Raw genomic sequence first — 12,221 nt, forward strand, 5'->3', positions numbered from 1 at the left:
GGGCTCCTAAACGGATTCCTCCCGCATCCCCCACGGGGAACCGTAGCCCTCGGGTGCGGGTGCCGACATCAGGTCCAGAAACGGTTTGGCGTCGAAGGCCTCCGGGCCCAGGACGCCGGCTCCGCTCCAGACGCCCGAGGCCAGGAGTTCAAGGGCAATGATCGGGTTCAGGGCTGTCTGCCACACCACGCACTGGCTGCCGTATTCGGCCATGGACACGGCGTTGTCGGCCACGTGATACAGGTAGGTCCGCCGCGGGGCGCCTTCCTTGTCCTTGCCTGTCACCAAGACTCCTGCGCACGTTTTGCCGGTGATCCGGGGTCCTAGCGTGGCCGGATCCGGCAAACAGGCGGCAACAACGTCGCGGGGACTGACCGACGTTCCCTTGACGTTGACCGGCGTGGTGGAATCGAGGCCCAGCTTGTGCAGGACCTTGAGCACCTCGATGAATTCATCGCCCAGCCCGTACTTGAAATTGATCTTCCCGGCATCCAGCCACCGGGGCATCATCAGGACTTCCTCGTGTTCAACGTTGACGCACTCTACGGGGCCGATGCCTTCGGGAAAATCGAAAATTTCAGGGTCGCTGAAGGGCTCTGTGGTGCTCCAACCGTTCTCGGCAGAATAAATCACCGGCGGGTTGAGGCATTCCTCGATGGTGGTCCAGATAGAGAAGGACGGGGCGAAATCGTATCCCTCGACCTTCAGGTTGGCACCGTCGCGGACACCGATTTCGTCGATAACGGAGAACAGGTGGTCCTGGGCGTACCGGGCCAAAACGTCAGAGAGTCCGGGTTCCACGCCGATCCCGACCAAGGCCAATCGCCCGGCGTCCTCCCACTCCGCGCCCCGGTCGAACTGCTCGTCGCCCAGCTTGATGCCGGTGAGCTCATAGGGTCGTTCCGGGTGCGGCGTGGACAGTGACATGGCCATGTCCAGATAGGTGGCTCCGGCATCCGCGGCACCTTCGAAAATCGGCATGACGAAACGGGGGTCAACGGCGTTGAGCACGTGGGTAATACCGTGTTCCCTGACGGCAGCGGCAACGGCGTCCTTGCTTGACGCATCCAGGGAAATAGCACTGAACCGTCCGCGCCCGCACGGCGGCAGCGCCTCAACGACGGTGTGGGCGCGTGCCGGGTCGTAGTCCGCCAGTACGAAGGCATCAAAGAATTCCCGCCGGGCGGCAATGCCTGCAGCGGCGCCACCCACTCCGCCTGCTCCAATACAGAGAATCCGCATCATGCTCCCTTTAGGTTGTCTAGGCTATTGCTGCCGCCGCCGTGGGGACTCAAGCGGAACCAACTATTCGCCGTCACGTCGGTGGGTGCGCCCGGTGACGCCAGCAGCGTGTTGGTCGCGGGGTCGATGCCCACCGTGGCCAGAGTCGCCCAGCGGGATCCCAGGCCTGCATTCGGGGCAGGCACGCAGCATAGTTCGGCCCCGTCACCGGGAACGGAGCACAGGTAGGGCACAAGATCCTGCGGCGTAGCGGGCTGGAAGGCGGCGCTTACCCGCCTCTCCAGCAAGTCGATCCGCTGCTGGGAGTCCGGCTGGTAGAGCTCCGTTTTTTCCCCTTTGGCCAGCCTTGGCGTCAGGAAATGGTTGGTGTGCAGCAGATGGCTGCCAGTCGGTTTGATAACTTCGGCCCCGTCGGGACTGAGCTCCACCATCCTTGCGCCGGCCCTGGTGACCACGGAGATGGCGCTGGAGGTCTGGACCGGTGCGTCAAGGAGTATGTCCACGGCCTCGTCCAGCGAAGCTGCCCGGTGCAGTACCTGGGTTGCTGCGATATGGACGGGCACGGCTCCCGGAGTGTCCCGCCTGTGACCCAACACGTTCAGGTGCACACCAACGCCGGCGTCGTTCAGCCCGATCTTGGCGAGAATTCCGTACTCCGTCAGGCCCACGAACCGTCCCTGGCTGGTTTCAACCGACTGCAGGTGCCAGGCTGCGGAAAGTTCTTCGTGCCAGTCCCACGTCTGCATGGAAAAGGGCCTGGCACCGGCGCTGACAACAGTAGAGCACTCCCCCGGCCGGGCCCCTTCTGAGAGCGAGAGGATTTCGGTCCGGGCATTGAGGGCGCTGACCTTCCAGACGGACAGGCCTGCCCCCTCTGCGGTGCCGCGGATTTCCGCCGCCAGGTGCGGCGCCCAAGCATCAATGGCGGCCAGACTGTTGATGGCCTCCCGTTCCATGACGGCTTCACTGATGCCATGGGCCTGGAACAACTGCCGGTAGACGTTCCAGCAGTCGACGATACCGCCGCGTCCTTCGGCGCCGCGCTGCAGGCCCAACTGGCGGGAGTCCTGACCCTGGAGTGTCAGCACCTGCGGGATCATGCCTGCGGGGTCAGTCAATTTCGTGCTCCTCATCCGATGTTTCACTGTCGCGGCGTCGCGGCTTCCAGCCGGGCCGCGGCGCGCTGTCGATCAACCGTCGGGTATACGGGTGTGCCGGGCGGTCGAGGATCTGGTCAGCGGTGCCGGCTTCGACGATGACACCGCGGCGCATTACTACGATGGAGTGGGCTATTTGGCGGGCGACGGCCAGATCATGCGTGATGAAGAGATAGGTCAGCTGTTTTTCCATCCGCAACTGTTCGAGCATCCGCAGGATTTGCGCTTGGACGGTGACATCCAGCGCGGACACGGCTTCATCGAGCACTATGACCCCCGGCGAAGCCGCCAGCGCCCGGGCAATCGCTACGCGCTGTTTCTGCCCGCCGGAGAGCTCGTCGGGCAGCGCGCCCATGTGGGTTTCGGTCAGTCCGACTTCCAAGAACAACTCGCGGCAGCGCCTGCGTCGGGCAGCCGAGTCCAAGGACGTATGGGCCTTCAACACTTCGGCAACGGCTTCGGAGACCGGTAGCCGGCGGTTCAACGACCCCTGCGGGTCTTGGAAGACCATCTGGACGTCCTTCGACCGTTCCCGCCGGGTTCGGCGGCTGGTCCGCGGGTTGACCGGTTTGCCGTTCAGCAAGACGGACCCGCTGTCCGGGGTCTCCAGTCCCACGAGCATCCTGGCTAAAGTGCTTTTCCCGGATCCCGATTCCCCCACCACGGCCAGGCAGTGTCCACGGTCAATGGCCAGTGATGCGTCCTTGACGGCGTGGATCTCGGTGCGGTTGCGGCCGGATCCCACAGTGAACTTCTTGTTCAGGCCGGTAATGACGACGGCGGGGGCTGTGGACTGCGTCTGCACGCCGGTCATCGCTTCACCTCTCGGGATGTCTCGCTGCTTTGTGGACCGGGAACGCGTGTATCGGAGCGGTGTCCGGCACTGGGCTGGGGGCCGGAGCCTGGCCCGGACTCGATTCGGTGATCCAAGCTGGGCTTGGCCGCGACCAGCATCTTGGTGTATTCGTGTTCAGGCCGGTTTAGCACCCGGTCCGCAGGGCCGGATTCGACGATCAGGCCACCCGACATAACGGCGATCCGGTCGCATGCCGCTGCGGCCAGGTCCAAGTCGTGGGTCACGAAGAGCATCGCCATGCCGGCCTGGGTCCGCGCCTCGTCCAAGATGGCCATGACGTCGGACTGCGTCGTGACATCCAGCGCCGTGGTCGGTTCGTCCGCCAGCAGCAGTTCGGTGCCCCTGGCCACCGAGCCGGCAATAACCACCCGCTGGAGCATGCCGCCGGAGAGCTGGTGGGGGTAGGAACGCAGGCAGCGGGCGACGTTGTGGATGCCCACCTGCTCGAGCACTTCCCCGGAAAGCCGCAGAGCCTCGTGGGCGGTCACCGCAGGCCTGGCGGCTTGGATGCCTTCAACGAGGAATTTGCTGACCGGTAGCACCGGATTCAGGGCAGCCTGCGGATTCTGGGAGATCATCGAGACAGCACCGGCGCGGAAGGCGCGGAGCCGCGCGCCCGAATACGCCAGTGTGTCCTCGCCTTTGTAGAGGACCCTGCCGGTAACGTTCGCCCTTGGCGGCAGGGTCTGGAGGATCGTCCGCATGGTCATGGATTTTCCGGATCCGGACTCCCCTACCAGGCCGACGGACTCGCCTTTCTCCACGATGATGTTGATATCCGACAGCAGCGTGGCCTGGCGGTGCTCCGGCCCGATCTTCACGGTCACCTTCGACAGTTCAAGCATTAGATCCTCCCTGCTGCCCGGCGCCCGCCGAGCTTCTCGCCCAGGAACCCGAGCGCGGCAACGGTCAGCACAATGAGCACGCCCGCATAGAGACTCTCTTGCGGGTAGCCGGCCAGCAGCGAGGACTGGCCCGAGGAAACCATGAGCCCCCAGTCCGCGTCGGGCGGTTGCACACCAAATCCGAGGTATGACAGCGCGGCGAGGTCGATCATGCCGTAGCCGAAGTTGATGCTCATTCCCGTCATGATCTGCTGTTTCACGTTCGGCAGCAGATGCCGCACGGTGATGGACAACCCGGAAATACCCTGCAACTCGGCCGATTTCACATACGGGAGATTCCGCTCGCGCAGGGCGACGCTGCGGATTACCCGGGCGGTATACGGGGTGAAGCCGATGGCGAGGGCTATCACGGCGGTCTCTATTCTCGTGCCGAACACCGCCACCGCCAGCACGGCCAACAGCAGGTTCGGAAACGCGAACAGGAAATCCAAGACTCTGCTGATCAGGTTGTCCACCCAACCGCCGAACCAGACGGCGACCAGGGCAAGGGTTCCGCCCATCATGGCGGTGAGCACGGCGACAGCGAGGGCGGCAAGAATGCTGGAGCGGGCACCCGTGGCCAGCCGGGAGAACAGATCCCGTCCGGCCTGGTCGGTTCCGAGCCAATGCTCGGCTCCGGGGGGAAGATAGCGCTCCACGACGTTGCCGGACGTCGGGTCGTAAGGTGTGATGGCTGGCCCGAACAAGGCGAAGAGTCCAATCAGCATTACCCAGCCCAAGCAGATGGCCGTCAGGACATCGGGCTTCGATCGGGTCTTCCGGGACGGGCTCCTTTGCAGGGTCCCGGAGCGTCCGGTTTCTTCAAGCGTGCTCATGACGCCGCCCCCAAACGCACCCTTGGATCGATCACGACATAGAGCAAGTCGACGGCCAGGTTGATGAGGCCGAAGGCAACGACCATGATCAGTGACACCGCCTGCACCACCGCGAAGTCCTTCTGCTGAACCGCGGCCACCAGCAGCGCACCGATGCCGTCGAGTGTAAACGCGTACTCGACCACGAAGGCTCCGGCCAGCAAAGCCGCGATGTGGACGCCGGAAACCGTGGTGACGGGAAGCATTGAATTACGCAGGACATGGCGGCGTATGACGATCCTTTCCAGTACTCCGCGGGATCGCGCTGTCTGGGCGTGCTCGGACTCGCGCTCTTCCTTAACCGCGGTACGGGTAATGCGCGCTACCACCGCCAACGAGGGCAGCGCCAACGCCAACGCAGGCAGGGTCAGGTGATAAAGCCTCCCTGCCCAACCCTCGCCTGAGCCGAAGACCGGAAACCAGCCGAGCATGACTCCGAAGACACTCATCAACAGCAGGGCCGCGAAGAATGTCGGTACGGCAAATCCGAGATTCGACCCGAAAAGCACCACGTTCTCCAGCCAGCCCGGCCGAAGCCCGGCAAGGCAGCCGAGGCCGATGCCGCCGATCACGATGATCAGCGCGGCGTAGAGGGTCACGGACAGCGTTGTGGGCAGCCGACCTGCAATGAGGTCGGCGACTTCCTGACGATTAGCCAGCGACTGGCCAAAGTCTCCCTGGAGGACGCCCCCGAGCCAGTTGAAGTAGCGAACCAGAAACGGATCGTCCAAGGAGTATTGCGCCCTGATGGAGGCAAGCACTTCCGGCGTCACGGTCCGGCCTTGCACCAGAAACTGCTCGGGGCTTCCTGGTGCAAGGTACAGCCCGCCAAAGACCGCGAAGCTGGAGGCCAACAGGATCATTCCCAGGGCCAAGAGCCTTTTGATGATATAGATCATGACGGCTTTCTGTTACTCGGCGGCGCCCAGGTCCGCACCCCATGGGTAGTAGAGGTAGACAAAGGACGCCGGTACGCCGGTCACCCGCTCGTTCAGGAAGAGCCGGCCTGCCGGGTCGACGATGGGCAGCCAAGGCAGGTCGGCCATGGCCAATGCCTCGATTTCGGCTACTTTCCCGGCTCGTTCAGCATCGTCGGTCAGCACCTCCGCCTCAGCGATGAGTTTTTCAATCTTCGGGTTGCTGTAGTCGGAGAAGTTCTGCGACCCGCCTTCCTTCACAATGGTCCGCAGGAACACCAGAGGATCAGGAACGTCCATGTAATTGGTGGTGACAAAGGCGCCATGCCCTGCCCGGGCCTCCGGATCGGAGAAGAAGGCGCCGAATTGTGCACTCGGCACGCCCTCAGGCTTGACCGTTAGCCCGATTTCCTGGCCGGCGCGCGCCAGTTCGGAAATAATGTCCGCGTAAAAGGACCGTTCGCTCGGGTAGACAATTGTGATCGGCTTGCTGAGATCAGCTTCCGCTTCGGCCAGGATTTTCTTGGCTTCCTCGACGTTCGCTTCAACCGGCGGCAGTTCCTCGCGCGCTGCACTGAAGACGTCGTCGCCGTAGGACCAGCCGCCGTCGGGGACCAGGGACCGGGCAGGCATCGCCGTGCCCTCGTACACCGTCTCCGCCAGCGCCGACTTGTTCGCGGCGGTCCACAGTGCCTTGCGCACGGCGGGATCGCCCAGCGGGCCGTCTCCGGTGGCGATGATGGCCGAGAGCTGCAGGGACTTGCCAAGAATCAGCTCGCCGTTGGTCGCTGACTGCAGCTGTGGCACCGCGCTGAGCGGTACGTCGTAGGACCCGTCCACTGCTCCGGATGCGAGCGCGTTGGTGATTGCCGCAGGGTCCACGATGAACTGGATGTCGAGGTTCTGCACCTTGGGCGTGCGGTTGCTGTTCCAGTAACCATCGTTCTTGGCCAGGGAGATGCTCTGGCCGCTGTCCCACTGGTCGACCGAGAAGGGCCCCGTACACATGACGCCCTCCTGCGGGGTGCCATACGCTTCGCCTGCCTCTTTGCGCTGTGCCTCCTGCACGACCACGCCCAGCGGAGTGGCCATGTAGGAGTTGAACGTAACGTCCGGAGAGCTCAGGCTCACGGTCACTTCGTGCTCGCCTGTGGCCTTGATCGATTCGATGTTGCCGCTGACCGCGTCACTGGCCCAGTAGCTGCCCTCATCAGGGTCCAAGTGCCGGTTCAAACTGAAGACAACGTCTTGGGCGGTCATCGGCGTGCCGTCCCAGAAGGTCACGTCATCACGCAGCTGGTAGATGTAGGTCTTGCCGTCGACGTTCTCGAACGATTCGGCAAGGTTGGGTGCAATCGTGTAGTCCGGTTCCATCACCATCAGGCCTTCGCACAGGTTGGCCACGACGGTGTTTTCCGGGTAGTTGAAGGCCTTGATCGGGTCCAGTGACGCCGGCTCGCCGAAGGGCAGGTTCCAGGTGACAGTATCCAATTCGCCGGCCGCCGGTTTGGTGGTGGTGAGCAGTTCCCCCAGGCCGCTGCCTGCTTCCGCATCCGGCGCGGCCGCATCGCCGCCGCCGTTGCTGCACGCGGTCAGCAGCATTGCCAGTGCCACCGAAGTGGCCAGCGTGACTTTCTTCATCCTGCAATCCCCTTTGCTTCACAGTCTGTGGTTCCGATGGGACGCTTGGTCTGCGTATTCCAGTAAGCTACGGGGGCAAAACCTTTTATATAACGTTTTAGGTGTTCTGTTATACAACCGTTATGACCTGAATCACGAAGGGGCCGATGATGCGGCGGCGAGTCACCATCCACGATGTGGCCCGGGAAGCCGGGGTGTCCATCACCGCTGTCTCGCACAGCCTTAACAACAAGGGCACGCTGTCGGCCGAAACCCGTGAGCGGGTGCGGCAGACGGCGGACAGGCTTGGGTACCAGCCCGATCCGATGGCCCGGGGGCTGCGCAACAGCCCCATCGGCGTGATTGGACTCATGCTCCGGCCCCTGGATTCCCTCGGAACCTATCGTCCGCACGGCGTGGACTACTTCACCAGGCTCTCGGGTGCCGTCGCCGTGGAGTGCCTTGAGCGCGGCCTGAGCGTCATGCTCGTCCGCGACTTGACGCGGCTGCCGCGCTCCCCGCTCGCCCTGTCGTTGGATGGTTACATCATTGACGATCCGCTCGAGGAAGATCCCGTCATCGACCTGCTAATCGGGCTGGGCGCTCCTTTCGTCACCATCGGCCGCGATCCCGCACGGCCCGACTTTCTCGATTGGGTCGGTTCCCACGACTCGAAAGAAACCGAGGCAGTGCTGTCCAGGTTCCACCGATCCGGAGCACGGTCCATTTGCCTCATCACCGGCATGGACCGCAATGCCTGGAACCTCGACTCTGCGGCGGCCTACCGCAGCTGGGCGGCCCGTCACCGAATGAAGCCACGCATAGCCAGCCGGCCCGAGTCCGACGGCGTCGACGGCGGCAGGGCCGCCATGCGGGAACTGCTGGACGCAGGCGAGGGAGTGCCGGACGCGGTCTACTGCCTGACCGGACGCCATGCGCGCGGCGCCTTGGAGGAACTGGCGGCCCGGGGCATTGCCGTGCCCGGGCAGGTCCAGCTGATCACCGGGTCCGATTCAGAACAGTCGCGCAACAGCAGCCCCGCGATCAGCGCAATTGATCTCGAGCCGGAGCTTATCGCCGCGGCCGCGGTCAGCCATCTGTCCCGGAAGATGCTCGGGGAGTCCGGCGCCGTTCCGGCGAAGCTTGCCGCCCGGCTGATCCTGCGCGAGAGCACGCTCGACCCCGGCAGCGATAAGTCGTGACGGTGGCCCGCCGTCCGCAGGATTGCTGCGGAAGGCGGGCCACCGCCGTCGTCGTCTGCCGTCGGTTCAGTGACGGCATTTCGTTACTACTGGCCGGCCGGGGTGAATTCCCGAGCGCCGATGAAGTTCGGCGCGGCTGCCGGAAGCTGAGATCGGCGGGTCCTTGCCGAGCCCGGCGGCGGCGCTGGCAGACTGTTCGGATGACCCCCGAAGGCCGCGGCAAGGACGTCTTCCGGCTCCCCGACTTCTTCGCGTGGTGGACCGCCGAGACCGTCTCCGAGTTCGGCGCGTATTTCACCACCGTGGCCCTGCAGGTACTGGTGGTTTTGACGCTCGGCGGGACGGCGGTGGAAGTGGGCCTGGTTAACGCCGCGCGCTGGCTGCCGTACGCCGTGCTGGGCCTGCTGGTCGGGGCGCTGATGGAACGGGGCCGACGTCGCCCGGTACTCATCGGCACGGATCTGGGCCGCGGGCTGCTGCTGGGCCTCATTCCGCTGCTCTGGTTGCTGGACCGTCTGGAGCTGCCGGTCCTGATCGCCTTCGTGGCCGGCTTCGGCGTACTGTCGCTGCTCAATGATTCTGCATCGCAATCGTTCCTGCCGCGGTTGGTTCCGCAACATGCACTGCTCCCGGCCAATGCGCGGCTGGACCAGAGCGCGTCCGTGGCCCAGGCATCGGGACCGGCCGTGGCCGGCGGACTGGTCGGTCTGCTGGGACCGCCGCTGGCGGTTTTGGTGAACTCGATGACTTATCTTTACTCGGCAGTTGTGGTTGGTCTGTTGAAGACTCCGGAACCGGCCCCACCCGCCACCACTGGCAGGCAGAGCCTGCGGGCCGACATCGCCGAAGGGCTGCGCTTTACCTACCGGCATCGGATGCTCGGGCCGCTGACTCTTTCAACACACGGCTGGTTCCTTGCCAACAGCGTGCTAGTGACCGTCTTCGTTCCCTATGCGCTGCTAGGCCTGGGCCTCGGCCCCTTCGAATTCGGTGCGGTGCTGGCCTGCGCCGGAGTAGGCGCCCTGATTGGTGCGTCATTCTCCAGCCGGTGGGGCCTGTCCTGGGGAGCCGGCCGCGTGGTGATCGTCTGCCGGGCTTCGATGGGTGTCTCCTGGGCGATCATCGCGATGGCCTCATTCATGGACGGACCGGGCCAGGCAATCTTCATCGTCGCCGTCGGGCAGTTGCTGTGCGGCCTCGCCATGGGTGCCGAGAACGCCAACGAGATGGGCTACCGGCAGGCCCTCACACCGGACCGGCTCCAAGCGCGCATGAACACCACCACACGGTCCATGAACCGCGCGATGATCGTTATTGGGGCGCCGCTAGGCGGTTTGGCCGCCGATGCGTGGGGCTACTCGCCGATCATCTGGGTGGCGGCTGCCTGCTTTGTGTTGGTGGCGGCAGGACTGGCGGCGTCCGACTTCCGCCACGCCCGCCACGGCGACCTCCCTGACGATCTCCCGCAACTGGCGGGCTAGCACCAGGCTTTCCCGGCAACACCTCGGGCATGCAAAAGCGGTGGCCCGCCGTCCGCAGGGTTGGTGCGGAAGGCGGGCCACCGCCGTCGTTGTCTGCCGTCAGTTCAGTGACGGCATTCGTTACTACTGGCCGGCCGGAGTAAATTCCCGGACGCCGATGATGTCCGGGCGCGGGACCGGAGTCAGTTGGCCGGCTCGGCCTCGATGAGCGGGTAGACGCCGTTCTCGTCGTGGACTTCGCGGCCGGTGACGGGCGGGTTGAACACGCAGGCCATGCGCAGCTCGGTGGTGGCGCGGACCGTGTGCTTCTCGTGCCCGTCCAGCAGGTACATGGTTCCGTCCCGCAGGTCGTGGACTTCGCCGGTGTCCTCGTTGGTCAGCGTGCCCTCGCCCTGGACGCAGTAGACGGCCTCGATGTGGTTGGCGTAGTGGAACGTGGAGGTGGTGCCGGCGTAGATCACCGTGTCGTGGAACGAAAAGCCCACGCCCTCCCCGGCCAGCACCATGCGGCGGCTGCGCCAGGTCTCGGACTTTACGTCGCGGTCGGTGTCATTCAGGTCGTTCAGGTTGGTAACAAGCATCGGTACTCCTCAGGTGGGGTCAGGAAGTTTCGTTAAGTTGTGCAGGGGCGGCTTGGCCACACGGCGCGGCGGGCGCCAGGGTGCGGCCGGCGCGCGCCAGCGTGCGGCCGGCGGGCCCTAGAGGGCTCCGACCAGCTCCGGCACAGCGGTCACCGCGCGGGTCGCGTCGACCAGGAGATCCAGGCCGCGGTCCAGTTCGGCTGCGCTGATGGTCAGGGCCGGCATCAGCTTCACCACTTCGCCCTCCGGGCCGGATGTTTCCACCAGCAGGCCGTTTTCGTAGGCCACCGCGGCGATCTTCCCGGCGGTCTCGTCATCCGGGAATTTGACCCCGGCCAGCAGGCCGCGGCCGCGCACGCTGGCGCCCTCCACCAGGCCCGCGATCCGCTCCAGGCCCTCGTGCAGCTGCACGGCCCGGGCCTGGATTTGTTTCTGGAACTCGCCGGTCCGCCAGTAGGTCTCCAGCGCCGCCGTGGCCGTCACGAATGCCGGGTTGTGCCCGCGGAAGGTGCCGTTGTGCTCGCCGGCGCCCCAGACGTCCAGCTCGGGACGGAACAGCGTCAGCGCCATCGGCAGGCCGTAGCCGGAGATGGACTTGGACAGGCAGACGATGTCCGGGGTGATGCCGGCTTCCTCGAAGCTGAAGAACGTCCCGGTGCGGCCGCAGCCGGCCTGCACATCGTCGACGATCAGCAGGATCCCGTGCTTCTTGCACAGGTCGGCCAGGCCGCGCAACCAGCCGGCCCGGGCGGCATTGAGGCCACCTTCGCCCTGGACCGTCTCCACGATGATGGCCGCGGGCTTGTCCACGCCCGAGCCGCTGTCTTCCAGCACCCGCTCCAGCCACAGGAAATCGGTGGTTTCGCCGGAGAAGTAGTCGTCGTAGGGGATCTTGGAGCTATTGGTCAGCGGGATGCCCGCGCCCCGGCGCTTCATCGAGTTTCCGGTCACCGACAGCGAACCCAGCGTCATGCCGTGGAACGCGTTGGTGAAGGAGAGGATGTGCTGGCGGCCCGTCACCTTGCGGGCCAGCTTCAGGGCGGCCTCCACGGTGTTGGTGCCGGTGGGGCCGGGAAACATCACCTTGTAGTCGAGGTTTCGCGGCTCAAGGATGACCTCTTGGAAGGTTTCCAGGAACGTGCGCTTGGCGGGGGTCTTCATGTCCAGCGAGTGCACGACCGCGCCGCTGGCCAGGTACTCCAGCAGCGGCTGCAGCAGCTTCGGGTTGTTGTGGCCGTAGTTGAGCGCACCGGCGCCGGAGAAGAAATCCAGGTAGGTGGTTCCGTCCTCGGCGGTCAGGGTGCTGCCCTCGCCGCGGGTGAACACGGCGGGCCAACTGCGGCAGTAACCGCGGACCTCGGACTCAAGGGTCTCGAAAATGTCAGTCATGGAATACGCTTCCTTCC

The 12,221-nt window shown here is 64.9% G+C and carries 11 protein-coding genes; 2 read left to right on the plus strand and 9 right to left on the minus strand.

Features of this window, described 5'->3' with window-relative positions; translation table 11 throughout:
- Positions 1-6: 6 nt before the first annotated feature.
- From AC5RUK_RS10975 to AC5RUK_RS11005, 7 genes are read right to left on the minus strand one after another with little or no spacing between them, the layout of a single operon-like run.
- On the minus strand, positions 7-1,242 hold the full coding sequence (locus tag AC5RUK_RS10975; RefSeq protein ID WP_494152281.1) for a saccharopine dehydrogenase family protein: 1,236 nt from the start codon (positions 1,240-1,242) through the stop codon (positions 7-9).
- Entirely contained in the window at positions 1,242-2,360 is a 1,119-nt protein-coding gene (locus AC5RUK_RS10980) for a C45 family autoproteolytic acyltransferase/hydrolase (protein ID WP_494152200.1), read from the minus strand. The genes AC5RUK_RS10975 and AC5RUK_RS10980 overlap by 1 nt, the downstream gene beginning before the upstream one ends.
- Positions 2,353-3,213 carry an ABC transporter ATP-binding protein gene (locus tag AC5RUK_RS10985; RefSeq protein ID WP_494152201.1) on the minus strand — a complete coding sequence of 287 codons (861 nt, stop codon included), beginning with the start codon at positions 3,211-3,213 and terminating at the stop codon, positions 2,353-2,355. Before AC5RUK_RS10985 ends, AC5RUK_RS10980 begins: the two co-directional genes overlap by 8 nt.
- The gene (locus tag AC5RUK_RS10990; protein ID WP_494152202.1) at positions 3,210-4,100 is read right to left on the minus strand and encodes an ABC transporter ATP-binding protein; all 891 of its coding nucleotides are present in this window, start codon (positions 4,098-4,100) and stop codon (positions 3,210-3,212) included. The genes AC5RUK_RS10985 and AC5RUK_RS10990 overlap by 4 nt, the downstream gene beginning before the upstream one ends.
- Positions 4,100-4,975, minus strand: coding sequence for an ABC transporter permease (locus AC5RUK_RS10995; RefSeq protein WP_494152203.1), 876 nt, complete (start codon positions 4,973-4,975; stop codon positions 4,100-4,102). The genes AC5RUK_RS10990 and AC5RUK_RS10995 overlap by 1 nt, the downstream gene beginning before the upstream one ends.
- Positions 4,972-5,913, minus strand: coding sequence for an ABC transporter permease (locus tag AC5RUK_RS11000; RefSeq protein WP_494152204.1), 942 nt, complete (start codon positions 5,911-5,913; stop codon positions 4,972-4,974). Before AC5RUK_RS11000 ends, AC5RUK_RS10995 begins: the two co-directional genes overlap by 4 nt.
- A gap of 12 nt (positions 5,914-5,925) precedes the next feature.
- Entirely contained in the window at positions 5,926-7,572 is a 1,647-nt protein-coding gene (locus AC5RUK_RS11005; protein WP_494152205.1) for an ABC transporter substrate-binding protein, read from the minus strand.
- Positions 7,573-7,721: 149 nt separating this feature from the next.
- Between AC5RUK_RS11005 and AC5RUK_RS11010 the strand changes: the two genes are divergently transcribed.
- Both AC5RUK_RS11010 and AC5RUK_RS11015 read left to right on the plus strand, forming a co-directional pair.
- The gene (locus tag AC5RUK_RS11010; protein WP_494152206.1) at positions 7,722-8,753 is read left to right on the plus strand and encodes a LacI family DNA-binding transcriptional regulator; all 1,032 of its coding nucleotides are present in this window, start codon (positions 7,722-7,724) and stop codon (positions 8,751-8,753) included.
- Positions 8,754-8,953: 200 nt separating this feature from the next.
- Positions 8,954-10,234, plus strand: coding sequence for an MFS transporter (locus AC5RUK_RS11015; RefSeq protein ID WP_494152207.1), 1,281 nt, complete (start codon positions 8,954-8,956; stop codon positions 10,232-10,234).
- A gap of 182 nt (positions 10,235-10,416) precedes the next feature.
- On the opposite strand, the gene AC5RUK_RS11020 is transcribed toward AC5RUK_RS11015, so the two are convergent.
- On the minus strand, positions 10,417-10,815 hold the full coding sequence (locus tag AC5RUK_RS11020) for an ectoine synthase (RefSeq protein ID WP_493988490.1): 399 nt from the start codon (positions 10,813-10,815) through the stop codon (positions 10,417-10,419).
- A gap of 117 nt (positions 10,816-10,932) precedes the next feature.
- Positions 10,933-12,204, minus strand: a complete 1,272-nt coding sequence (ectB, locus tag AC5RUK_RS11025; RefSeq protein WP_494106953.1) for a diaminobutyrate--2-oxoglutarate transaminase — start codon at positions 12,202-12,204, stop codon at positions 10,933-10,935.
- Positions 12,205-12,221: the final 17 nt, after the last annotated feature.

The organism is Arthrobacter sp. Y3223065 (genome assembly GCF_059090885.1).